This window comes from Nonomuraea cavernae (assembly GCF_040655715.1).
GTDB classification, from domain to species: Bacteria; Actinomycetota; Actinomycetes; order Streptosporangiales; family Streptosporangiaceae; genus Nonomuraea; species Nonomuraea cavernae_A.
The window spans coordinates 76,651-100,178 of the sequence record NZ_JBFAKL010000001.1 but is presented as its reverse complement, the minus strand read 5'-3'; the positions used below and the strand labels follow the sequence as shown (position 1 = coordinate 100,178).

The 23,528-nt window shown below is 65.9% G+C and carries 22 protein-coding genes, 4 tRNA genes and 1 pseudogene; 14 read left to right on the top strand and 13 right to left on the bottom strand.

All coding sequences use genetic code 11. The features are described from left to right. Positions 1-22 precede the first annotated feature (22 nt). Positions 23-898 (top strand): polysaccharide deacetylase family protein, encoded by an 876-nt coding sequence (locus AB0I38_RS00530; protein WP_358459518.1) that lies wholly within the window; start codon positions 23-25, stop codon positions 896-898. Positions 899-1,256: 358 nt separating this feature from the next. Continuing rightward, positions 1,257-1,823 carry a hypothetical protein gene (locus AB0I38_RS00525; protein WP_358459515.1) on the top strand — a complete coding sequence of 189 codons (567 nt, stop codon included), beginning with the start codon at positions 1,257-1,259 and terminating at the stop codon, positions 1,821-1,823. Here AB0I38_RS00525 and AB0I38_RS00520 read toward each other — a convergent pair. Next, positions 1,750-1,989: pseudogene (locus AB0I38_RS00520) on the bottom strand (hypothetical protein); the annotation flags it as partial. The gene AB0I38_RS00525 and the pseudogene AB0I38_RS00520 overlap by 74 nt on opposite strands. A gap of 1,077 nt (positions 1,990-3,066) precedes the next feature. On the opposite strand from AB0I38_RS00520, the gene AB0I38_RS00515 reads away from it, so the two are divergent. Then, entirely contained in the window at positions 3,067-3,597 is a 531-nt protein-coding gene (locus AB0I38_RS00515; protein WP_358459512.1) for a GNAT family N-acetyltransferase, read from the top strand. 186 nt (positions 3,598-3,783) lie between these two features. Beyond that, a complete protein-coding gene (locus AB0I38_RS00510; protein WP_358459509.1) occupies positions 3,784-4,536 on the top strand; it encodes a site-specific integrase in 753 nt (250 codons plus the stop codon). Between the two features lie 137 nt (positions 4,537-4,673). On the opposite strand, the gene AB0I38_RS00505 is transcribed toward AB0I38_RS00510, so the two are convergent. Together AB0I38_RS00505 and AB0I38_RS00500 are read right to left on the bottom strand one after the other, a co-directional pair. Continuing rightward, positions 4,674-4,749 (bottom strand) — tRNA-Lys (locus AB0I38_RS00505). A gap of 57 nt (positions 4,750-4,806) precedes the next feature. After that, a complete protein-coding gene (locus AB0I38_RS00500) occupies positions 4,807-5,961 on the bottom strand; it encodes an acyl-CoA dehydrogenase family protein (RefSeq protein WP_358459506.1) in 1,155 nt (384 codons plus the stop codon). A gap of 92 nt (positions 5,962-6,053) precedes the next feature. Between AB0I38_RS00500 and AB0I38_RS00495 the strand changes: the two genes are divergently transcribed. Beyond that, positions 6,054-6,353, top strand: coding sequence for a PspC domain-containing protein (locus tag AB0I38_RS00495; protein ID WP_358459503.1), 300 nt, complete (start codon positions 6,054-6,056; stop codon positions 6,351-6,353). Here AB0I38_RS00495 and AB0I38_RS00490 read toward each other — a convergent pair whose 3' ends face one another. Continuing rightward, complete coding sequence (locus AB0I38_RS00490; RefSeq protein WP_358459500.1) at positions 6,354-7,652, bottom strand: MFS transporter; 1,299 nt, start codon at positions 7,650-7,652, stop codon at positions 6,354-6,356. Between the two features lie 109 nt (positions 7,653-7,761). Then, positions 7,762-8,112: a metallopeptidase family protein gene (locus AB0I38_RS00485; RefSeq protein ID WP_436838699.1), complete on the bottom strand. Its 351-nt coding sequence runs from the start codon at positions 8,110-8,112 to the stop codon at positions 7,762-7,764. Positions 8,113-8,145: 33 nt separating this feature from the next. Here AB0I38_RS00485 and AB0I38_RS00480 point away from each other — a divergent pair, with 33 nt between their 5' ends. From AB0I38_RS00480 to AB0I38_RS00455, 6 genes are all read left to right on the top strand, one after another. Next, positions 8,146-9,705: a metallophosphoesterase family protein gene (locus tag AB0I38_RS00480; protein ID WP_358459497.1), complete on the top strand. Its 1,560-nt coding sequence runs from the start codon at positions 8,146-8,148 to the stop codon at positions 9,703-9,705. After that, positions 9,706-9,778 (top strand) — tRNA-Glu (locus tag AB0I38_RS00475). A gap of 81 nt (positions 9,779-9,859) precedes the next feature. Further along, positions 9,860-9,934: transfer RNA gene (locus tag AB0I38_RS00470), tRNA-Asp, on the top strand. Positions 9,935-9,939: 5 nt separating this feature from the next. Next, a tRNA-Phe gene (locus AB0I38_RS00465) sits at positions 9,940-10,013 on the top strand. A gap of 124 nt (positions 10,014-10,137) precedes the next feature. Then, positions 10,138-10,347: a hypothetical protein gene (locus AB0I38_RS00460; protein ID WP_358459494.1), complete on the top strand. Its 210-nt coding sequence runs from the start codon at positions 10,138-10,140 to the stop codon at positions 10,345-10,347. A gap of 634 nt (positions 10,348-10,981) precedes the next feature. Further along, positions 10,982-12,394 (top strand): GOLPH3/VPS74 family protein, encoded by a 1,413-nt coding sequence (locus AB0I38_RS00455; RefSeq protein ID WP_358459491.1) that lies wholly within the window; start codon positions 10,982-10,984, stop codon positions 12,392-12,394. A gap of 37 nt (positions 12,395-12,431) precedes the next feature. On the opposite strand, the gene AB0I38_RS00450 is transcribed toward AB0I38_RS00455, so the two are convergent. Both AB0I38_RS00450 and AB0I38_RS00445 read right to left on the bottom strand, forming a co-directional pair. Next, on the bottom strand, positions 12,432-13,091 hold the full coding sequence (locus tag AB0I38_RS00450; protein WP_358459488.1) for a hypothetical protein: 660 nt from the start codon (positions 13,089-13,091) through the stop codon (positions 12,432-12,434). Positions 13,092-13,507: 416 nt separating this feature from the next. Then, a complete protein-coding gene (locus AB0I38_RS00445) occupies positions 13,508-13,849 on the bottom strand; it encodes a hypothetical protein (RefSeq protein ID WP_358459485.1) in 342 nt (113 codons plus the stop codon). 264 nt (positions 13,850-14,113) lie between these two features. Between AB0I38_RS00445 and AB0I38_RS00440 the strand changes: the two genes are divergently transcribed. Next, entirely contained in the window at positions 14,114-14,824 is a 711-nt protein-coding gene (locus tag AB0I38_RS00440; RefSeq protein WP_358459482.1) for a helix-turn-helix domain-containing protein, read from the top strand. Here AB0I38_RS00440 and AB0I38_RS00435 read toward each other — a convergent pair. Next, positions 14,806-15,384: a dihydrofolate reductase family protein gene (locus AB0I38_RS00435; RefSeq protein WP_358459479.1), complete on the bottom strand. Its 579-nt coding sequence runs from the start codon at positions 15,382-15,384 to the stop codon at positions 14,806-14,808. The two genes, AB0I38_RS00440 and AB0I38_RS00435, sit on opposite strands and share 19 nt — an antisense overlap. Before the next feature lie 782 nt (positions 15,385-16,166). Here AB0I38_RS00435 and AB0I38_RS00430 point away from each other — a divergent pair. Continuing rightward, positions 16,167-18,614: a non-reducing end alpha-L-arabinofuranosidase family hydrolase gene (locus AB0I38_RS00430; protein WP_358459476.1), complete on the top strand. Its 2,448-nt coding sequence runs from the start codon at positions 16,167-16,169 to the stop codon at positions 18,612-18,614. A gap of 138 nt (positions 18,615-18,752) precedes the next feature. Here AB0I38_RS00430 and AB0I38_RS00425 read toward each other — a convergent pair whose 3' ends face one another. Both AB0I38_RS00425 and AB0I38_RS00420 read right to left on the bottom strand, forming a co-directional pair. Next, positions 18,753-19,433 (bottom strand): response regulator transcription factor, encoded by a 681-nt coding sequence (locus AB0I38_RS00425; RefSeq protein ID WP_358459473.1) that lies wholly within the window; start codon positions 19,431-19,433, stop codon positions 18,753-18,755. Further along, a complete protein-coding gene (locus tag AB0I38_RS00420) occupies positions 19,430-20,530 on the bottom strand; it encodes a sensor histidine kinase (RefSeq protein WP_358459470.1) in 1,101 nt (366 codons plus the stop codon). Before AB0I38_RS00420 ends, AB0I38_RS00425 begins: the two co-directional genes overlap by 4 nt. Before the next feature lie 542 nt (positions 20,531-21,072). On the opposite strand from AB0I38_RS00420, the gene AB0I38_RS00415 reads away from it, so the two are divergent. Then, complete coding sequence (locus AB0I38_RS00415; RefSeq protein WP_358459467.1) at positions 21,073-22,368, top strand: alpha/beta hydrolase family protein; 1,296 nt, start codon at positions 21,073-21,075, stop codon at positions 22,366-22,368. 73 nt (positions 22,369-22,441) lie between these two features. Here AB0I38_RS00415 and AB0I38_RS00410 read toward each other — a convergent pair whose 3' ends face one another. The 3 genes from AB0I38_RS00410 to AB0I38_RS00400 are packed head-to-tail and all read right to left on the bottom strand — an operon-like array spanning position 22,442 to position 23,528. Further along, complete coding sequence (locus tag AB0I38_RS00410) at positions 22,442-22,843, bottom strand: PIN domain nuclease (RefSeq protein ID WP_358459464.1); 402 nt, start codon at positions 22,841-22,843, stop codon at positions 22,442-22,444. After that, complete coding sequence (locus AB0I38_RS00405; RefSeq protein ID WP_358459461.1) at positions 22,840-23,064, bottom strand: type II toxin-antitoxin system VapB family antitoxin; 225 nt, start codon at positions 23,062-23,064, stop codon at positions 22,840-22,842. The genes AB0I38_RS00410 and AB0I38_RS00405 overlap by 4 nt, the downstream gene beginning before the upstream one ends. Before the next feature lie 23 nt (positions 23,065-23,087). Beyond that, entirely contained in the window at positions 23,088-23,528 is a 441-nt protein-coding gene (locus AB0I38_RS00400; protein ID WP_358460808.1) for a hypothetical protein, read from the bottom strand.

The following is a 23,528-nucleotide window of genomic DNA, read 5'->3' as shown; positions in this document are numbered from 1 at the left end:
TGTTAGGTCTTACCGTTCCGGCATGGCACAGGACCTGAATCTCTTCGAGTACAACCCGATCACCGAGCGGCCGACGATCACCTGGCCCGGTGGCGCCCGGGTCGCCGTGTACGTCGGGCTCAACGTCGAGCACTTCCTGCTCGGTCGCCCGTCCACGAGCATCTGGCCCGGCACCGCCAATCTGGTGCCCGACGCGCTCAACCACGGCTGGCGTGACTACGGCGCCCGGGTCGGCATCTGGCGCATCACCGACATCCTGGACCGGCACGGCGTCCGGGCCAGCGTGCTGCTCAACTCCGACGTCGTCCACCACTACCCACAGATCGTCAAGGCCGGCGTCGAACGCGACTGGGCGTGGCTGGCGCACGGGCGGACCAACTCGATCCTGCACACCGGTATGGACCGCGACGACGAGCGCCGCGTTCTCACCGAGATCACCGACACCATCGCCGAGGGCACCGGCCGCCGGCCGAGCGGCTGGATGGGGCCCGGCCTGACCGAGACGTTCCATACCCCAGAGTTGCTGGCCGATCTCGGCTTCCGCTACCTGCTGGACTGGACCAACGACGACCAGCCGTACCCGCTGCGGGTGCCCGGGATGATCAGTGTCCCGTATTCGGTCGAGCTCAACGACCTGATGCTGTTCGGCAACGGCACGACCGGGCCGGAGTTCCTCCAGATCGTCACCGACCAGTACGAGCAGTTGCACGCCGAGTCCGCGCACAGCGGCCGGGTGATGGCGCTGGCTCTGCACCCGTTCTCGATCGGCCAGGCATTCCGTGCGAAGTACCTTGACCGGGCGCTGGCGTACCTGGCGGCGCAGCCGGATGTCTGGCTGACCACCAGCGACGAGATCGCCGAGCACTACCTGCGTACAGCCGACGCGCGCCGTAGCTGATCAACGCCACGTTCGCCGATCCCGCCCTGGCCGGAGTCACCTGGACCCGGCTGAACCGTACTCACCTCGAGCACGACCTCCAGGTCGCCGACCTACGCGTCATCCGGCCGGAGAACCCCACCCAGGCGCTGGAGGACTTGTCAGCCACCGCTGCGATGGGCTGGCCCGCACCGCGCAGAAGATCGTGTGGTCGACCAAGCCGTGATCAGGAGCTCTCGACCGTGTCCAGAGTGGTACTGGACGGAAGTGGCTGTGAGTCGTTGTGTGCCTCTGTTGCAGTACCGATATTCCCTGATCATCCAGGACAGCCCGGAAATCAGATGAGCATCAGATGCCCGAAGTGGGACGATCCGGAGCCATGGCTAAGAGGACGATTCTCACGGACCTGAAGAGGGCAAGGCGCTCCGGTGAACCCGTGAGGGTCAGCCGTGAGATCGAATGTGCGGATCGACTTGATGCCTACGTGATGGGCATTGGCCGCAAGTGGGCACTGCTGCACACCATCTCTGACGAACTTCATCTCGATGGCTATTCGGTTATACGCCTTCGCGACATCGAGCACGCGACGCGTTCAAGCTGGAAGGGTTCGACCATGACCCATCGCGCCCTTATCTTGCGCGGGGAGCATCCCCAGCCTCTGGCGGGGATCGACCTGGATTCCACCACGGGCCTGATCACAACGTTGACCAAGGCGTTTCCTCTCATGGCTGTCTACATCGAGAGGATCGACCCACAAGTCTGCTACATCGGCCGTGCTCGCGGGATCACCCGGAAGAAGCGATTGCGTCTCCAAGAGATCAGTCCGGCGGCGGACTGGGCACTCATATGCTCTACGAACAAGACGACGGACATCACACGGTTCGACGTCGGTGGCGGGTACATCGATGCGCTCCACGCAGTCGGCGGCGATCCCCCAGAGCGTTGATTCTCGACGGTGCAGTGTCGCTGCGACCGATCTTTTCGGCGAGTTCGCTCCATGTCGGAGCCTCCAACACCGCAATCTGATCACTCAGCCACTCGGTCACCTTGTCGGGATGGAGTTCGGGCACGAAAAGCCAGTGCCGGCCGATGAGAAAGGGATGAAGCTGGAGCTGTTCCGCGAGGGCCTATGAAGTGCCAACGGTGAGCTGGAATTGTTCCTCGGCTGGCTCGCCCTGCGGGCCGATATGTATCTCTAGGAGTTCGCAGGCGTAGGTCCGGTCCTCGATGCTCTGCCCAGCCTCAAGATCACCCAAGAAAGTCGCTCACTCGTGCCCTCATCGCCCAATGATCGCGCAGCAACGCGGCGTCTTGCCGATGAATTGTCAGCTCGGGAACCAGCTACTGATCATGCTGGGTTGAGCTGGGATAACGGGGGGGCAGGTCAGGGCGGGCCGGTTGACCGCGAGTCCCGTGAGTGACCGCGGTTCCCCGGCCGTTCTGGCACGGATCTGGCATGCGATCAAGCCCGTATCTCCTGGAGGCGGTGAGCGTCGATGGACGCCGTCTGCAAGATCAGGCATGCTGGTTCCTCCTATAGTGGAGGATCAGATGGGGATCGGGTTAACCGAGATTTTGCTCGTGTTGATCATATGGGCTGTTCCGGCCGCGCTGTTGTTCTTTTTCCTCTACTGGACGATCCGCTTGGCGATCAGGCATGAGAAGCGGCGACTGCCGACTGCCCGGGAGAGCGCGGATCAAGAGCGACGGGAACGTATGGCGGCGGAACGTGTTGCTCAGTATCGCCCCAGACAGCGTCGGTCCAAGTGAGTCCGAGGCTTCGACCTGCGGGCCCGGTGTCCGTGGACGTTCGCCGGGTTCCGCCCTCGTTTGCCTTCTTGGCTGTACTCGTGGCTGTACAGCCAGGGCGCCATCACTCGCCTTCTGTTTACAAGGTCCCCAAACGATCTCCAGGATCGTTCACAACAGTTCGCGCTGCTGGTCATCGGTCATCTTGCCGTTCGGCTCCGTTCGGCCCGGTTCATGATCGTCTGCCCGGGTGGCTCCCAAGGTGGCTCCCAGACTGGTTGCCGGGGCCGCGTGAGTATCAATGCTCCTCAAGTGATCCGTCTGGCGAGCCCTCTTACGTACCTGCACGATGAGTCGTACGGCGACGCGTCAGCACCGACGCGGCAATGATGCTGTCTTGGAAGTCTGTGGATCACCACATAGCGAGGAGAGGGAAGCGGATGACTGTCGTGCGGCTGCGCCCGGTGAACGAGGACGACTTGGAGATGTTCCGGCGATTCGCCACGGTGCCTGGTCTGATCGGACTTGACTGGGCTGGCTTTCGTGATGCACAGGCCCCGGTACGGCGATTCGCCACCGACGGATATCTCAGTCCTGACCACAGTCGACTCATCGTCGCTGTAGACGATGACAGAGCGGCAGGGTTTGTTGACTGGCGTTCGAGAGGGTACGACGTATCGAAATTCTGGGAGATCGGGATCGCATTATTGCCCGACTGGCGCGGTCGGGGCATTGGCTGGCGCACGCAGGCGACATTGTGTGACTACCTGTTCGCTCACACACCAGCCGAAAGGATCGAGGCGCGTACCCATCCGAACAACATCGCGGAACAGAGATCATTGGAGAAGGCAGGGTTCCAGCACGAAGGCAAGCTGCGTTCCATCGAGTTTCGCGAAGGCCAGTGGTGCGACGCCTGGGTTTACAGCAGACTACGCAAAGATCCAACCCCTGTTCAGATGCCGATCGCGTAGTCGACGCGGGACCCGGCTCACCTTCAAACGACCGTCCGGTACGCCAGCGCAGTCATGCGCATCACCGCCAGACCTTGAACGGAGCAGACAGCAACCACCCTGTTCAGTGAGCCGTACTGAGGAACGAAGCACGGATCGTCGATCGCCCCCCAGCAATCTACGGCGACCGGCCATGCAGTCGCGATCGTGGGGCTGCATCTGTGCGGCGGCGCGGCAACCCCGGCCGGCGCGTTCGGTTGGTACGGCGGGGCGGGCGTGCGGTGCCCGGCCGGTGTCCCGCCGCCGTCCGGGACCGGCCCCCAGGCCGCACGCCAGGACGGCGGGCGGGCGGAGGGCCGGGGCTACGGCGGCGCGCCGCGCCGCCGCTTGACGATCGAGGAGGCTAAGAAACTGCTCGACGCGATCAAGGATGACCGGCTCGAAGCGTTCTGGATCTGCGCTCTCACGCTCGGCCTGCGACGCGGCGAACTGCTCGGCCTCCGCTGGACCGATATCGATTTCGGCAACGGGCATCTCGCGGTACGGCAGACCCTTCAGCGGGCGGACGGAAGCCTTCAGCTCGTCGATCCCAAGACCGATCGCTCCCGCCGAACCGTTCCCGTACCGGAACCGACCCTTGCGGCGCTCCGCAAGCACAGGCGCGTCCAGGCAGCGGAGCAACTGGCGGCGGGGGAGCGGTGGAAGGATCATGGGCTCGTCTTCTCGACGTCCATCGGCACTCCGCTGGAGCCAGGGAACCTCAGCACCCGATGGCGCAAGGCAAGGGAAAAGGCCGGCCTCGGCTGGCTGCGGCTCCACGATCTCCGCCACGCCTGTGCGTCCTATCTGCTGGCCTGCGGTGCCTCGCCTCGGACGGTCATGAAGACTCTCGGGCCAGATCGCACTGACCATGAACACGTACGCCCACGTGCTTCCCGATATCGAGCGGGCGGCAGTTGATGCGGTCGCCAAGCAGCTCTTCGGATGATCTTCAAACGACCAAGGGCCGGACTCCACGCAACGGGATTCCGGCCCTCTTGGCTGTAAAAGGTGGCTGTACAGCCTCATCAAACAAGATCAATGAGAGGTGTTTTTGCTGGTAGGGCGCCCGGGGCTCGAACCCGGAACCTACGGATTAAAAGTCCGCAGCTCTGCCAATTGAGCTAACGCCCCCTGCAACAGCAAGGGTACAGAGACTACCGCCCTCCACGCGACGCACTTCCCGCCCCCTCAGCGGTAAGCGGACAGCCCAGTCAGCGCCTCGCCCAGCACCAGCGTGTGGATCTCCTGTGTGCCCTCGTATGTCAGCACACTCTCCAGATTGTTCATGTGCCTGATCACAGGGTACTCCAGCGTGATCCCGTTGCCCCCGAGGATCGATCGGGCCTGCCGGGCGATGTCCAGGGCCGCGCGTACGTTGGCCAGCTTGCCGAAGCTGATCTGCCGCGGCTCCAGCTTGCCCGCGTCCTTCAGCTGCCCCAGGTGCAGCGCCGTGAGCCCGGCCTGGGCCGCCCCGACGTACATCCACGCCAGCTTCTCCTGAGTCAGCTGGAACGCCCCGATCGGCTTGTCGAACTGCACCCGCGTCTTGGCGTACGACACCGCGGCCTCCAGGCAGGCACGGGCCGCCCCCACAACCCCCCAGAGGATCCCGAAACGCGCCTCCGACAGGCACGACAGTGGCCCCTTCAGCCCGGAGACGCCGGGCAGCACGGCGGAGGCCGGGAGCCGGACGTCGTCGAAGTAGAGGGACGAGGTGACGGATGCCCTGAGGGACATCTTCTTGTGGATCTCAGGGGCGGAGAAGCCCGGGGTGTCGGTCGGCACGACGAAGCCGCGGACCCCGTCGTCGGTCTGCGCCCACACCACGGCCACGTCGGCGATGGAGCCGTTGGTGATCCACATCTTGGAGCCGTTGAGCACCCAGTCGGAGCCGTCGCGCTTGGCGTGGGTGCGCATGTTGGAAGGGTCGGAGCCGTGGTCGGGCTCGGTGAGGCCGAAGCAGCCGATCGCCTCGCCGGCCGCCATCCGGGGCAGCCACTCGTCCTTCTGCTCGTCGGAGCCGTACCGCCAGATGGGGAACATCGCCAGAGAGCCTTGCACCGACACGAACGACCGCAGGCCCGAGTCGGCGGCCTCCAGCTCGCGGCAGGCCACACCGTACGAGATGGCGTCCGTGCCCGCGCAGCCGTAGCCCTCCAGGTGCATGCCGAGCAGGCCGAGCGCGCCGAGCGCGGGCGCGAGCTCGCGCGCCGGGAACGTGGCCTCCTCGAACCAGTCGCCCACGTACGGCAGGACGCGGTCGGCGACGAAGGAACTGACCGTGTCGCGGATCAGCCTCTGGTCGCCGCTGAGCCGGTCGTCGAGGCGCAGCAGGTCGTCCATCGCGGGTCCTCTCCTCGGATTAGGGGGCTACCAGGGTTGTACCAGGGGCAATCCTGATGTGCGAACACCGGGTCCAGGGGCAGTCTTGAGGTATGAACGAACAGAACATCAAGCATCTTCGCAGGACCCAAAACGGCCGGATCATCGCCGGCGTCTGCTCAGGCGTCGGAGACTACGTCGGCATCGACGCCAACCTCATCCGCATCGGACTCGCCATCGCGACGCTGTTCGGCGGCGTCGGGATCGGTGTGTACGCGATCGCCTGGCTGCTCATTCCCGAGGAGGGCAAGGACACCTCGATCGTCCAGGACCTGATCAGCAAGCAGCAGGCCAAGTCGACCTGGCAGAGCAGCACCGACCCGTGGAAAGACGAGCAGAAGCCGCAGCAGTGATCAGGCGGTGGCCTGCGCGCCGCCGCGGTCGGCGGTGGCCTCCTCACCGCCCTCCAGGCGGGACTCGGTCCAGATCATGGCGAGCATGGCCGCACACGTCACCCCTATGACGCCGGCCAGCGCGACCACGGGCTCCGGGCCGAGTCTCTCGGCGGCCAGTCCGCCGGCCAGGATGCCGATGCCCTGCGCGGCCATCAACCCCGCGTGCACGAGACCGAACGCCTGACCGCGCCGCTCGGGGGGCACCCGCTGAACGAACGCGGCGTTCGCGGCCAACTGGTAGGCCCCGCCGATGCCCGACACGACCCACGCCAGCAGCACCACGGCGAGCGGTGGCCGCATCGCGGTCACGATCAGCGGCAGGCAGCTGAGCATGGCCAGCCAGCCCATCATCCGCAGCCGCCCCGACGGCGACACGAACCTGCTGAACACGAACGCCCCCAGCACGGTCCCCGTCGGCATCGCGGCCATGAGCAATCCCGTGATCACCGGAACGGGCAGCGTGCCCGTGTAGAGCTTGGCGGCGTAGGGCGCGGCGAGGCCCTCAGGCAGGATGTAGAAGCCACAGAGCCAGGCGAACAGCACGAGCATGCGCAGCTTCCGGTCACCGAAGACCAGCCGCGCTCCCGCCCTCGTCATCGCCCACATGGACGGCTTGGCCCCGTCTCCGCTCGCGGCCGGCCGCCGCCGTACACCCGTGACCAGGATCAGCGCCGACGCCAGGAACGTGGCCGCGTCGAGCGCGAGGGCCCGGTAGGGACCCATGGTGGCGATCATCGCGCCGCCCACCGCGAAGCCCAGCATCTGTACGGCCTGGTTCGTCATGTTCTGCAACGCCGAGCCGGCGACGTAGCGGTCGCCTTCCAGGATCTCCGGCAGCAGCGCCGCGCGAGCGGCCGAGAACGGCGCGCTGAGCAGCACCACGAAGAACACCAGCGCGCAGAGCACCGCGAACGGCACGCCGGGCAGCGCCATCACGGCGACGAGCGCGGCGCGGAGCAGGTCGCACGCGAGCATGACGCCCCTGCGCGCGAACCGGTCGGCCAGCCCCGCCAGGAGCGGGCCGCCGAGGATGGATGGCAGGTAGGTCAGCGCGTAGACCGACGCGGTCGCGAGCGCCGATCCCGTACGGTCGTAGACGAGCACGGCCAGCGCCACCTGGGCGAGCTGGTCGCCGAGCAGCGACAGGCTCTGGCCGTACCAGAGTGCGCGAAACTCCCTGATGGCGATGACCTCGCCATAGGTGGCTTGACGTTCCAGATCACGGCGATGCCGCCCGGGCAGCCGTCGCGTCCGCATGGCCCCCATTGAACTCCGCTGTGCCTGACTCAGAGTGTTCAGTATGTCACCTAAGGTGCCTGAACACTTGGCAGGCCGCAACCCAAAGCAGTCAACCCGCTGCGAACGGTTACCAGCCCAGCTCGTGCAGCCTGTCGTCGTCGATGCCGAAGTGGTGGCCGACCTCATGGACGACGGTGATGCGCACCTCGTCGACTACATCCGCTTCGGTATCGCAGATCTGGCATATCGGATTGCGGTAGATCTCGATCCGGTCGGGCAGAACCCCTGAGTACCAGTCGCCGCGTTCGGTGAGGGGGACGCCGGTGTACAGGCCCAACAGGTGGGGTTCGGGCGGATCGTCGACCACCGTGACGACGACATTGCTCATCGCGCGGGTCAGCTGTGGAGGGATCGTGTCCAACGCCTCGGCCACGAGCTCCTCGAACTTCTCCCGCGAAACCTCGATCACGTTACCCATTCTGCCCCGCTGGTCAGGTAAGCAAGAAACCGTATGAAGTTCGTTGACAGGTTGACCGCCGTTGTTCAGTCACGCCTGGCCAAAGCGCTGGTCGTGCTCGTCGTCGCCGCCATCGGCGCGTGGCTGGGCATTTTCCTCAGTGGCACGCTCAGCACCCAGGTGGGCCCCGTCGAGACCGGTATGTCGCTCCGTCCCGCCTGGGATGGTGAGACCGTCGTCGACGCCAGCCCCCTCGGCACGCTCACGTTCAACACCCACGACGCGCCGCTGCGGCTCCGCATCACGCTCGAGAACATCGACCAGGAACGTGCCAAGACCCTCTTCGAGGACCCGCGCCTGGCCGACCGGCTCCCCGAGATCATCGAACGTGACCTGCTCGACGGTACGCGTGCCCTGATCATCCGCTCGCTCCTGTGCGCGGGCGCGGGCGCGCTGATCGCCGTCCTCATGGTGTTCCGGCGCCCGCGCGTCGCACTGCTCGGCCTGGTCGCCGCGTCCGTGGCGCTCGCCGCCACAGGCGCGCTCGCCGCCCTCACCTTCCGCCCCAACTCCCTGGTCGAACCCCGCTACACCGGCCTGGTCGCCGCCGCGCCGTCCCTGGTCGGCAGCGCCGAGTCGATCGTGACCAAGTTCGAGTCGTACCGGTCGCAGCTCACCAAGCTCGTGACGAACGTCTCCAAGCTGTACGACACGGTCTCCACCCTGCCCGTGTACGACGCCGACCCGCGATCCATCCGGGTCCTGCACGTCTCCGACATCCACATCAACCCGATCGCCTGGAATGTCATCCGGTCCCTGAAGGAACAGTTCGCCGTCGACCTGATCATCGACACGGGTGACATCTCCGACCATGGCACCAAGGCGGAGAACAAGTTCGTCGAGGAGATCAGCCGCCTCGGCGTGCCGTACGTCTTCGTCCGCGGCAACCACGACTCGAAGGTCACCCAGAAGGCGGTCGCCGCCCAGAAGAACGCCATCGTCCTGGACGACAAGACCGAGACGGTGGCCGGACTCAAGATCTACGGCCTCGGCGACCCGCGCTTCACCCCCGACAAGACGACGGCGGTCGACTCGAACCCCGACGCCCTGGCCCAGTTCGGCCGCTCGCATCTCGGCAGCCTGGACGAACCCGACCTCGTCGCCGTCCACGACTCCCTGATCGGCCGCGGCTTCTCAGGCGCGACCCCCATGGTTCTCGCCGGCCACGCCCACGCCCGTTCCACCAGCGTGCTGCCCAGCGGCACCCGGGTGCTCGTCCAGGGCTCTACGGGCGGCGCCGGCCTGCGGGCCCTCGAACACGCCGAGCCCACCCCCGTGCAGGCCTCGGTTCTGTACTTCGACAAGGAGACCAAACGCCTCCAGGCCTGGGACGACATCACGCTCGGCGGGCTGGGGGAGCAGTCGGCGTACATCCAGCGTCACGTGGAGGAGAACCCGGGACGTATGATTTCTCCAGAGCCATCGAGCGCCCCGTCGCCAACGGGATCCGTGAGTGGCACGCCAACGCCGGCCGCCGGTCCGCCACTTTGGCATCAGGGGCGATCGTCCCCTATGCTTCAGAGGTCTCCGACGGAAGGCGACCGGGAATCCTAAGCCCCCATCGTCTAGCGGCCTAGGACACCGCCCTTTCAAGGCGGCGGCACGGGTTCGAATCCCGTTGGGGGCACGGCGAGCGTCTAGCGCCACTAGGAAAACGGTAGGTCGAAGACCTCCGGAAGACTGGTAAGCTAAGCGAGTCGCAAAGCAAGGTCCTGTAGAGCAGTTTGGAGTGCTCGCCACCCTGTCAAGGTGGAGGTCGCGGGTTCAAGTCCCGTCAGGACCGCTTCTGGTCAGGTAGCTCAGTTGGTACGAGCGTCCGCCTGAAAAGCGGAAGGTCGGCGGTTCGACCCCGCCCCTGACCACCTCACACGACCAGCAAGAAAGCCCCGAAGCGATCATCGCTCCGGGGCGTTTTTGTTGTCTTGACGACAGCCCTGACGACAACCGGCAGTAGCAGCCGTGCCTGAGCTGCTGCAGAATCTCCGTGTGAACCGGACCGACAACACGATGCCGCTGCGCATCCAAGAGCAGGACGGCCGCCGCTACAGACACGACGTGGGCGGGTCCTACAAGGACATCGGCGTGGACACGAACATCGCGGAGCGGAAGGCTCGACAGCGCGTCCGGCTGATCCTGCTAAGGGGCGATCAGCCGGAGCCTACGAGGCACCGCCACAGCGAGAAATGGCTCTACTAGCGAGCATGAAGAAGCGCCCCAGGAGATCCCGGGGCGCTTCAGTCTTCTGTGTGCTCCGAGGAGTGGACAAGACGCAGAGTCTGGGCACGGATCTCACGGAGCTGGTCCGGTGTGAGCTGGTCGACCAGCCGGTGCATATCCTCGTACTCTTCGGATGCGGCTGTCATGTCATTGAGTGTAGGCCCGCTCATCTGCGATGATCCGGCAGATGCAGGGCATTGGTGACGGCAACCTCAGCGACCGAAACCACATGCGGGACACCGCCGACCGCTTGCCACCTCCTGGTCGGCATCGGGGAGCAGAGCGACTGCTACACCTGAAAAGCGGAAGGTCGGCGGTTCGACCCTGCCCCTGACCACCTCAATCGACCAGCAAGAATGCCCCGAAGCGGTGATCGCTCCGGGCGTTTCTGTGTCTGCTGACGGCAACCCTGGCGATGTCCTTCGCAGGCTCGTGTGTGACATCGGTAGCGATACCGCGCCTTGCAACGGCGGCTTCGAGAGCGCACCTGACCGCGCCACCCGTTGGACAGAATCGATATTGGGGGGCCGGACGCCTGTCGCCGTCGTTCCGCAACCACAGGGCAGTCGCTACCCGCCTCTCTGAGGTTCCGCATCCAGCGAGAGAGGTGTGCATGCGAAAATTCCGGATGGATGTCGGCCTAGCCCTTTTCGCGCTGGCCGGAGTCGTTGGCGGGCTTGCTTGGGTCAGCGAGGCTTTGCTCAACTCGCTCATGTTGTGGGCCGTCGCAGCGTTCCTGGTTTGGAAGGGCATCATAGCTTTTCTGGGCAGGATCGAACCCTCGCAGACGCCGGCCCCGTCCCCCCTCACACCGGCGGATTCGGCGGGGCCCCAGAAAGCGCCCGACGTGCTTTCCTCCCCTTCAGCCTTGGGCGACAGGGCGCTCGACACGCCGCCACCGCCTGCGCGAACGGATCACCCGGATGAACTGCTGGCAACGGGGGAGGTCGTCAAAGACTTCAAGTTGTTCATGCGTCGCGTCATCGCCGTGCTTCTTCTTTTCCTCCTGGTGCCGCTGACGCTGATCTCCTTCATCGGGGGGGTGGTCTTGCTGTCCGAAGGCACGGTGCTGGGAGCTGGTGCCGCTTTCCTGCTGGCCGGAGGGCTTGGGTGGTGCTGCTGGGGCCGCCCGCTGCGCAAACTCTGGGGAGGCGACGGCGATGAGGAATCGCAGGTCACCGAGGACCACACGAGGGCGGGGGCCGAGTCCGGAAGTGACTACGAGAGCGGCGGGACGGCGTCGGGCAGCGCGGTGCCCGTGTCCGCTCCAGTGCGGCTATCCCTTCCCGAAGAGATCCTCCTCCTCTCGTATCGCTATGGGGTCGCCTACGATGACGAGCGGAGCGCGATTGCTTGCGCGGGGGCGGAACTCGGCGAACTCGCGTTGCGCCGTAGGGTGCAGGTCACGGCTCGGAAGTTCAGGCTTTTCGGCGTCCAGGTGTACGTCTGGTCAGGTGCGATCCGTGTGCTGGACCCTGCTCCCACCGGACTTGCCTGGGCCGACGAGCTTATGGCAGAGCTGGAGCGCCTCGGGAATTCGCGGCGACGCCTCATGCCCTTTGCTACGGCTCGGACAAGCTCCGAAAGCAGGCTGGTAAGCCTGGACAAGTGGCTTCGGCTGCGCGGCGACAAAGCACTCCTCCTGCACAGGGAGGCGCTGACCGAACGTCGTGTGCTGTTCCACAGTCCAGGCTTTCGGCCGAGACAGGAAGAACGCCACTACCCGGATCCCTCCGTGCGCAACGAGCTGATCAGCCGGCTTCGTGCCGTCGGCGACGGAGGGGTCCCCCTGGACGAGCACATGCTGCTCTTGCTGAACCTCGTGGCGGAGGCCGGGCTGAACGAGGAACTGGGACTGACCTCGAGCACGAGCCAACGATTCGACCGCGCCCACGGAAACGGAGCGGCGGGGGCACTGCCGGAAGAGATGAGGGAAACCAGCGCAATGCTTGCTGTGAGCATTTCCCGGAGAAGTCGAGGTGACGGGGGCGGTAGTGACGGGGATGGTGGTGACGGCGGCGAGTAGCCGCTGACCCGATCGTGTCACTTGGAATGAAAGGTGCTCACTGTGCCGGTTCCGGTTCACCGTGGATCATCGGTACGGGCGCACTGCGGGTAATCGGTTCCGGTCCATTGCGGAACCGGTAACCGATTGACCGCAGGTGTCGATATTCCGCGAAGGACAGCAGCAGGGACGTGACGGTCCCGCAGAGGTTCAGCGTCAGCCATAGCCAGTGGGACACCCCATTGGAGTCGCCTTCCCAGAGCTCTGAGACATTGATCAGCAGCATGATGAGCGTTGTGCCGATCGGCGCGAGCAGCGGGTGGATCTCGCCGGTCCACATGCCGGTACGCGCTGCCCAGTAGACGGTGCAGCCCCAGAAGCAGCAGTACCAGAGGAGAAGGAATGGTAGCCCGAGTATGAGGGCGAGTACTTCTACTCCCTCTCCGTCGATGTTGATGGAGGGGTTGGGGTGAAGAAACATTAGGAGGAACGGCAGGCAGATGACGGTCAGTGCGAGCGCCGCACGTACCAGGAGACGCCGCGCACCGGGCAGGAGTCGGGCGCGGTGGCCGGGGCGGGTGATGACGAGCATCAGGAGAAGCGACAGCGGCGGCAGAAGAAGAGCAGTGCCTCCAGTCTGCAACATCTTCATGAATGAGTTGGCCCAGGGGTAAAGAAAGCCATGGTAACCGGAGGTGATCACCACGATGGTGGCCATGCCGACCGTTGCTCGCCAGAATGCGAGCCGATCCAGTATCCGGTCTTCTCTGAGTGGACCGACTTTGGGTTTGAACACGAGCTTGGCGGCGAGCCATGGGCGGAGCATTATGGCGAGGACGCGCGAGTAGGATGACTGCAAGCATTCCTCCCGTATCCCGATTCGGGTATCCCGTCTGTCACGGTTGTTCGCGTTATCATCCGAACGCCACCTACCGTCGCTGTCTTGCTGGGGAGAAACTTCTCTCGACCCGGCACGTCAATCGAACTACGTCTCCCTCCCCCGAAGGGATTACCGGCGGCGTCATCCTCAATGATGTTGGAAGGACTTGCATGCCGCTTGCAGAGCATTTGACCAGGAGGGGGCACGTCCTAGAGAGGTCGGCCAGGAGGAAGTGGGTGCAGCCTCATACCTGCTCATGGAATTCGGTGACAGTGTTGAAACCCTAGAACGTCTGCTACAGAAATGTTCTCATTGAGCCTTTTCGTGCGCCCAGCAGAGCAGGAGGTGAAGCCGTGACGTAGCGGTGGATCTTGCTGTTCGTAAGCTCGTCGTTGCTTGCCGGTGGAAGCCAGCCCAGATGCGCAGGAACCGGACCCCGGCGCGTGGCTGTTGAACAAGATCGACGCCCGCGAGCGGGCCTTACCGGCCAGATCGAGCAGACCCAGGCGGAGATTGACGCCATGGCCGTGCACCTCGGCGAAATATACGAAGCGATCAAGCACCTGCGGATCACCCGTAAGACTTCGCTCAGCCATGCACCCAGGCCAGCTGATAACACCTTGACCAGCCCGCCTTCCGCAAGGCGATGGACGAAAGGGGCGTCAACTCGCACAACGCCCTCTTCAGGGACGCCCATTCTGGTGGCCATGCGAAAGATCGGCTCTAGGAAGGATGGCCACAGGTACCCCTGAGGCAAGGGGTCATCTGGTTCGCCGGTCCGACCCCGCACAGCTCGCCGTAGCGCAAAGCCGCATAGCCCCGGCGAGTCACCAGAATGCGAAGCGGCGTATCCTTCGCCCGTGGGACTGCGGTTCGAGATGCGCCGGTCCGACTCGCCGTGGGTCGACACCGTGTGGACATGCAGGAGCGAGCAGGTCACTGCGATGACGTCCGTCGCAGGGGTGTGTTGGGGCCTGGTGTTCTGGGAGCAGGCCGGCCGGACGTACGCGGGCATCACCGGTCCCGAGACCCGGACCGGCACGGCGCCGGTGCCGGAGGGCGCGACCTTTACCGGCATCGAGTTCGCCGTGGGCACCTCGTTGCGGGCCGTGCCCACGCCGGCGCTGGTCGACGGCGGCATCGGGCTCCTCGACACCACGCGCCGGACGTTCCGGCTGGACGGCGCGCGCTGGGAGACGCCCGGCCCCGACGACGCCGAGGCCCTGGTCGGCAGTCTCGTCCGGGCCGGGACCGTGGTCCGTGACCTGCTCGTCGCCGAGGTGCTGCGTGGTCACCGCCCCGCCGCCTCGGGGCGCACGGTCGAACGCCGGTTCCGCGCCGCGACTGGACTGACGCGGGGCGTGGTCCGGCAGATCGAGCGGGCCCGCATGGCGGCGGAGCTGCTGGCTGCCGGCGACCCGGCCGCCGACGTCGTTGCCAAGCTCGACTACTTCGACGAGCCGCACCTGGCCCGGGCACTGCGCTCCTACGTCGGCCGCACCGTCAGGCAGCTGCGCGAGGGCGCCGGCGGCGCGATCGCCCTCGACCTGGATCAGCGCTTGACGTCGTAGACCAGCTTCAGGATCCCGTTCGAGTAGCTCTCCGACTCCCGCAGCGTCAGCATGTGCTTGTCTCGGTCAGCCCGGCCGAACAGGCTCTTACCGGCACCGAGCAGCACGGGGAAGACGAGCAGGTTGTACTGGTCGATCAGGCCCGCATCCGACAGCCGCCGGGCCAGCTCCGCGCTCCCGTGGATGAAGATCGCGCCGCCCTCGCCCTCCTTGAGCGCGGCGACGTCCTCGGTCGAGCGCAGGATCGTCGTCGGCCCCCACCCGTCGACGAGGGCGTCGTCAGACAGCGTGGTCGACACCACGTACTTGGGCAGCTCCTTGTAGTCGGCGTGGTCCTCCGAGCCGGGCCAGAACGGCGCGAACGCCTCGTAGCTGCGGCGGCCGAACATCAGCGCCGTCGTGTCGGTGAGTTCCTCGCCCTTCAGCGACCAGGCTTCTGGGACGAAATCGAGGTCCTTGACCACCCACCCGCCGCTGCGGTGCTCCTCCTCAGGACCGCCGCCGGGCGAGTCAACAACGCCGTCTAGCGACATGAAACCGGTGTAGACCAGGTCACGCATTGTGCTGTCTCCTCATGTTCGGGCGAACTGCTGGGTCCACGCTAGACCCAGCCGCGGCGGCCGTCTTGGACGGAAACGACAGCGGGTCCACATGCGTACCGGAACACCGCCGCTACTGAACCTGTCGAGCTTGAGGGGACCGCCGTCGCGTGATGCGACCTCGCCGCCTCCGGCAGGGCTGCCGGAGGCGGCACGACTAGAACCCGCGGATGGGGTGTCTCTCCGGGATTCACGGATGGAGGGTCGCGCCTTCGGGCGAGTCCCTATACTTGTTAACGCTAACATTCCGCCTTTCGATCGTGCTTTCATCTCTGTCGAGCGGGTTGTGGTGGCGGAGAGGAGCAAATCTCAGGCGGAAGGAGCTGTCAAGGGCCCCGCGAGTGCCGGGCCGGGAGAAGTGGGAGGTGTGCCGGTCTATCTGGTGTTTCAAGAGCGGCCGCACCTGGCCGGTGAAAGGTTGTTCGTGATGAACGTTTCATCGGCGATGTCGTGGCTCGGGTGACGGCGCCGCAACTTTCAGGAGGATCGGACGGACGTCGGAGCATGTCCGTCGCAGATGTGTCGGATAGGTAAACCGAAACTTTCTGGGGATGCTTGACACATTTCGTAATGGTTTCCACACTGAGTCACCGAGACGGTCTTCCTGCCAGTCGGTGGTGCGCGGCTGGGATCGCCGTCCGCGACGCCCGGTGGTGTGCGTCCCCGGTGAGGGACGTGGCGTCGGTCCATGGGATGTCCCCGCGTTTCCCCCGCTTTCCATGATCAAAAATGGAGGCTCAGTCATGGGCACGAATGCCATACCCCCGCCCGGAACCAGGCGGCCCTTCAGCGGCCTACGCCGGGCCCTGATCGCCGGCGCTATCGGCACCCTCGTACTCGGCACGATCACGACGGTGACCGGCCCGGTCTCTGCCGGTGCCGCTTCCGCCGTTGCCGCGGCGAGCACGCTCGGCGCGGCGGCCCAGCAGAGCGGACGATACTTCGGCACCGCGATCGCCGGAGGCAAGCTCGGCGACTCGGCGTACACCACGATCGCGAACCGCGAGTTCGACATGGTGACGGCCGAGAACGAGATGAAGATCGACGCCACCGAACCCAACCGAGGCCAGTTCAACTTCACGAACGGCGACCGCGTCTACAACTGGGCCGTGCAGAACGGCAAGCGGGTCCGCGGGCATACCCTGGCCTGGCACAACCAGCAGCCGGGCTGGATGCAGTCCTTGTCCGGTGCGACGCTGCGCCAGGCGATGATCGACCACATCAACGGCGTGATGGCCCACTACAGGGGCAAGATCTACGCCTGGGACGTGGTCAACGAGGCCTTCGCCGACGGCAACTCCGGCGGCCGGCGCGACTCCAACCTGCAGCGCACCGGCAACGACTGGATCGAGGTCGCCTTCCGCACCGCACGCGCCGCCGACCCGGCCGCCAAGCTCTGCTACAACGACTACAACATCGACAACTGGACCTGGGCCAAGACCCAGGGCGTCTACAACATGGTCCGCGACTTCAAGTCGCGCGGCGTGCCGATCGACTGCGTCGGCCTGCAGTCACACTTCAACAGCAACAGCCCCTACAACAGCAACTACCGCACCACCATCCAGAGCTTCGCCGCCCTCGGCGTCGACGTACAGATCACCGAGCTGGACATCCAGGGCGGCTCGGCGACCACCTACGCCAACGTGACCAACGACTGCCTGGCCGTCTCCCGCTGCACGGGCATCACCGTGTGGGGTGTCCGCGACAGCGACTCCTGGCTGGGCGCGAACACCAGCCCGCTGCTCTTCGACGGCAACGGCAACAAGAAGGCCGCCTACACCTCGGTCCTCAACGCCCTCAACGCCGCGGACCCGAACCCAGATCCCACCCCGACGCCCACCCCCACGCCGACCTCGGGTGGCGGTACCGGGCAGATCAAGGGTGTGGCCTCCGGACGTTGCGTGGACGTGCCCGGCTCCAGCACCACCGACGGCACCCAGGTGAACCTTTGGGACTGCCACACCAATCCCAACCAGCAGTGGACCTATACCGCCGCCGGTGAGTTCAGGGTCTACGGCAACAAGTGCCTGGACGCCGCCGGCACCGCCAACGGCGTCAAGGCTCAGATCTACACCTGCTGGGGCGGCGACAACCAGAAATGGCGCATCAACGCCGACGGCAGCATCACCGGCGTGCAGTCCGGCCTGTGCCTGGACGCCGTCGGCACCGGAACCGCCAACGGCACCCTGATCCAGCTCTATACCTGCTATGGCGGCAACAACCAGAAATGGACCTGGAACGGCACCCCGGGAACCCCCGGCCCGACGCCGACACCGACCGGCACGTGTGCTCTTCCGTCGACGTACCGATGGACATCAACGGGCCCGCTGGCGAACCCGAAGTCGGGGTGGGTCTCGCTCAAGGACTTCACCATCGTCCCCTACAACGGCAGGCATCTCGTCTATGCGACGACGCACGACACCGGAACCACGTGGGGTTCGATGAACTTCGGCCTCTTCACCAACTGGTCCGACATGGCCTCGGCCAGCCAGAACACGATGTCTTCCGCCACTGTCGCGCCTACGCTCCTCTACTTCGCACCGAGGAACATCTGGGTGCTCGCCTACCAGTGGGGTGGGACCGCTTTCTCCTACAGGACGTCGAGCGACCCCACCAATCCGAATGGCTGGTCATCGCAGCAGGTGCTCTTCTCCGGAAGCATCTCCGGCTCCGGAACAGGACCCATCGACCAGACACTCATCGGTGACAGCACGAACATGTATCTGTTCTTCGCCGGGGACAACGGCAAGATCTACCGGGCCAGTATGCCCATCGGGAATTTCCCGGGCAGTTTTGGCACGACCTCGACAGTGATCATGAGTGACACGACGAACAATCTGTTCGAAGGAGTTCAGGTCTACAAGCTGCAGGGCCAGAACCGATACCTCATGCTCGTCGAGGCGATCGGCTCGCAGGGTCGCTACTTCCGCTCGTTCACGGCCACCAGTCTGGACGGTTCGTGGACACCGCAGGCCGCGACCGAGAGCAATCCCTTCGCCGGCAAGGCCAACAGTGGCGCCACCTGGACCAACGACATCAGTCACGGCGAACTGGTTCGCAGCGATCCCGATCAGACCATGACCGTTGATCCCTGCAATCTGCAGTTGCTCTACCAGGGGCGTAACCCCAGCTCCGGCGGCGACTATGGGCTCCTGCCCTACCGGCCGGGAGTGCTGACACAGCAGCGCTAATGGCGTGGAGTCGGAGCGGCGGGCTCGGCGTGAGGGCCGAGCCCGCCCGGGTAACGCGGAGAGCGCAGCGTGACCACGTCCCGCCGCCGAGGCGGCGGCGACCGCGAGTCTGATCCATCGGGCCGAGGGCCGCCCCGGTCAACTGGTGCCCGATGGGCCGCCTGGGGAGATCAGTCCGGTTTCGTAGGCCAGCACGACGGCTTGGACACGGTCGCGGAGGCCGAGTTTGGACAGGATGCGGGCGACATGGGTTTTCACCGTCGTCGCGCTGAGCGTCAGCCGGTCGGCGAGTTCGGCGTTGCTCAGGCCGGTGGCGAGCAGGCGTAGTACTTCCAGTTCGCGTGGCGTCAGTTCGGACAGATCGCGGTGGAGATCGGCCTTCGCCTCGTCTCGGGGTGCGAACCGCTCGATGAGGCGGCGCGTGATGGTCGGTGCGAGCAGGGCGTCGCCGGAGCGCACCAGACGTACCGCGGCCACCAGGTGCTCGGGGCTGACGTCTTTGAGCAGGAAGCCGCTGGCGCCGGCGGTGAGGGCGGCGTAGACGTAGTGGTCGAGATCGTACGTGGTCAGGATGACGACGCGGGTCTCGTTCGCTCCACCGCTCATGATCTGACGGGTGGCTTCGATGCCGTCCATCCGCGGCATCCGGATGTCCATGAGCACGACGTCCGGCCTGGTGCTCCGTACGGCCGCGACCGCTTCGGCACCGTCGGCCGCCTCCGCCGCGACCTCGATGCCATCGGCGGAGAGGATCATCCGAAACCCGGTGCGGACCAGCGCCTGGTCGTCGGCGATCACCGCGCGCAGCGGCCCGCTCATGCGCCGGTCCACGGAAGGCGGGCCGTGATCCGATACCCGCCCTCGGTTCTGGGGCCGGCGACCAGGGTTCCGCCGTAGACGGCCAGCCGTTCACGTAGCCCGATCAGCCCGCGGCCGTTGCCGGCCCGCGACTGGGGGCCCGGCACGCCGCCGGTGTCGGTGACCTCGATCTCCAGCCAGTTGCCGCTGTGGCCGATCGCGATGGACGCCGCCGCGCCGACCGCATGCTTCATCGTGTTGGTCAACGCCTCCTGCACGACGCGGTAGACGGTGAGGCCGACCCCGTCGGGCAGGGGGCTCGGCGGCGAGAGCGCGATGTCCACCGGCACCCCCGCGGCGCGTACCCGCTCGACGAGGCCGCCGAGCTGGTCGAGTCCAGGTTGCGGTTCGAGGCCATCGCTCCGGCTGTCCACGTGCCCGTCTTCCGGTCCTGCGAGCAGGCCCATGACGTTGCGCAGTTCGGCCATGGCGGCTCGACCGCTGCTTTCGATCGCGAGCAGTGCCTGCTTGGACAGCTCCGGCTCGACGTCCATCACCTTGCGCGCCGCGCCCGCCTGGATCACCATCACACTCACATTGTGGGTCACCACATCATGGAGTTCGGCGGCGATCCGGGAACGCTCGGCCTCGACTGCCTGCCGCATGGCGTCCTCCTGGGCCTGCTGAAGTTCGGTGAGCCGATCCCGGCTCCGCCGCAGGAAGCGGACGATGCTCGCGCAGACCCCGGCGCTCAGCAGGACGACGTAAGGCCCCAGCCAACTGGGAAGACTGGGAAGGCTGGACGCGAGGTCTCGGTCCAGGGCACCGGCCAGCACGGCCGCGAGCAGGAGGCCGGCCACCGCGGGCACTCGGTTGCGGCTGTGGGCGATGGCGCTGTAGCCGGCGATCGCGCAAGTCAGCACGGTGATCCACGTCTGACCGCCGTTCGTGGCCAGCGCCGCGAACACCACCACCCAGAAGGTGGTGAGCGGATACCGGCGCCGGGCCGCCAGCGGCAAGGCGGTCAGCGCCACCAGGAGCAGGGGCGGCTCCTCGGAGACGGCGCCATGCGGCGGGTCGATCCGCGCAGGGGCGGACGGCTGGACGTCGGTCCTCACGCCCGGTAGCTCCGGAGGAGACGGAACCACCGGAGAAGACGGAACCACCGGAGGAGAGGGCACCACCGGGGGAGACGGCAGTTGCAGCCATTCGGCCAGAGGGTGTGACTGCACGTCGACTCTATGAAACGGGCCTTGGAGTCCTGCCGCCGCCATCAGCGCGATGACGGTCAGGAAGATCGCGAGCAGTGCGTCGGCGGTGAGAGCCCTGCGAGACGGACGGACGGTTCGCGGTTCCGGACGCAACATGTCCCGCACGTACTGCCGCCAAAGCCGTCGTTCGTCTGTTGCCACCGGCACATTGTCGCGCTCACGTGGTCCGCCGCACATCGGCTTCAGTGACCACGGCGGTGTCCGCTGGGAGTACATCGCAGGGATGACACCGCAGGCGGGTCGTTCTCTGGAGGTATCCGATATGGGTACGTCGGCCGACGCGCATGGACATCAGCCGCATCTAGCCTCGTCCCTGCCATCAGGCCGCCGCGGGACTTCCCGCCTGAGCGGCCCTTTCGATCGGAAGGACGGACACGTTCATGGGGCATGTGACAGAGCCAGTGGACACAGGCAGGCGGTACGGCGGCGCGGGTGCCCCGGCGCACGCCGCCGGGGGAGGGGCGGCCGCCACCGAGCGGGGCATCTCCCGGATCCTGCGCGGCGGTGTGGTCGCCGCCGGGGTGCTCGCCTTCGTGGCGACCACGTCGATCACGTCGGCCGCGTCCGCGCGGTCCGCGCCTGCCTCGGCCGGCCTTTCGACGACGATGAGCAGCACAACCTACCTGCCCAAGCCGACCGGTTCGCATCCGGTCGGCACCACGTCCCTGTACCTGAAAGACACCTCCCGCCCCGACCCCTGGGTCCCTTCGGTGAATGCCCGGGAGCTCATGGCCTCCCTGTGGTACCCGGCCAAGTCGCCGGGCCGTAAGCGGGCCCCGTACATGACACCCAAGGAATCCGAGCTCCTTCTGAAGAGCGGGAAGATCACCAGCGTGCCGGCCGACACGCTGAGCAAGACGCGGACCAACGCCTTCACCGACGCCAAGCCGGCAGGTCGTAAGCACGGTCTACCCCTCGTCGTGCTCTCCCCCGGCCACAGCAAGCCCCGGACCGAACTCACGGCACTGGCCGAGGATCTGGCCAGCCGAGGCCATGTGGTGGTCGCGATCGACCACACCTACGAGAATGTCGCCACCACCTTCCCCGACGGACGGGTGACCACCTGCGTCACCTGCGAGATGGACAAGAATCCGGCATGGTGGGAGAAGCTGGCGAACAGCCGGGCGGCCGACGTCTCCTTCGTGCTCGACCAGTTGACCGGGTCGCGGTCGAAGTGGAAGGGCGCTCGCCTGATCGACACCTCCAGGATCGCCATGGCCGGTCACTCCGTCGGAGGAGCGAGCACCATCGCGGCCATGCTCAAGGACTCCCGGATACGCGCCGGCATCAACATGGACGGCACCACAGAGGTCCGGATCCCGGACGGCGGACTGGCGCGGCCGTTCCTGTTCTTGGGCAAGCCGGCCACCTACACCCCGGGGGAGGGAGAGGCGGCCGCCACCTGGGAACGCGACTGGAAGCAGATGAACGGCTGGAAGCGCTGGCTCCTGGTGACCGGGGCGGAGCACACCTCCTTCACCGACCTGGGTGTGCTGGTCGACCAGCTAGGCATCGACGTCGGCGCCGACATTCCCGGTGTCCGCGCCATGGACATCACCCGCAGGTACGTCGCGGCCTTCTTCGACCTGCACCTGCGCAAGAAAGCCCAACCCCTGCTGAACAAGCCGTCGACCCGCTACCCCGAGGTCAAGCACTGCTCGCCCGAGACGAAAACCTGCCAGTAGGACGCTGCCCGGTGCGGGCCAGCGCGCAGGCGGCCACCCTCTCGTCGTCGTCGCGCAGCATGTGTGAGGTGCCCTAGCTGATCCAGCGCACCGGCTGTCCAGTCAGGCGGGAGATGGTCTCGAAATCGGCGTCGGCATGCAGCACGGTGAGCTTGTGATGCCGAGCCGTCACCGCCATGAGGAGATCGACCGGTGAAGCGCATTGGTGCCACCCCTTGTCGGCCAATTCGCGCTGCAACGTGCTCGTCTCGTGCCAAGCGGAATCAGGGATCCCGTAGTGCGGGAAGGTCTCTTGAAGGAGGTTGCCGGCCTCGTAGAAGGCCGGTCGGCCGCCGACGGCCCGAAGATACTCTTGCCTGACCGGCTCACAGATGCCGACGAGTCCGGCGCAGACTGTCTGGTCCCATTCCGCACCGACCTGACCACGGTAGAAGCGGACCAAGGCGCTGGTGTCGATGAGGTAGACCTCTGTCACGCAACGGCCTGCTGTGCGCCGTCACCCTTGTCAATGGCTGAGAAGTCGATCTCTCCCTCGGCCACCATCGCACGCATGCGAGCCACAGCCGCTGCTCGCCTGCGCCGATCGACGATCTCTCGTAGAGCGGCGTTCACGGTGTCTTTCTTGGATGAGGTGCCGAGCAACTTCGCGGCTTCGGCCAAGGCTTCGTCATCGAGATCGATCAGGGTCTTCGTCATGCCACCCCCTTGTATATACGAATTCAGATCAGTATATCAGGGGGAGTTGGCCCTGGCGATTCTCGAGGCACGGGTTCAGGGCGGGAGCGCAGCGCGTGGACGGCGGTGATCGGTTCGGTCAGTTCGAGGATCAGGTTGGTCTGGGAGGCCACCGCCACGGCCAGCCGGTCGTCCTCCACCTTGACCGTGCCGTTCTCGTTGTAGTTGCGGACATGTCGCACTCGGGCGATCTGCTCGCGCGGGACGCGCAGGTCGAAGAACGCGCCGTAGCGGATGCGCACCTCGTCGGCGGAGACGACATGGGGCCGGGTGACGCAGGCCGCGATGACCGCGAGCACGATGAGAACCGTGTAGGCGTCGACAACCAGGATCACGGTGCGCAGGCCGACCGGGGCGCCGAACGCCCGCAGCAGGATCTCCGCGCCCACCAGCTCCACGATCATCGCGAACAGGAAGATCGCCAT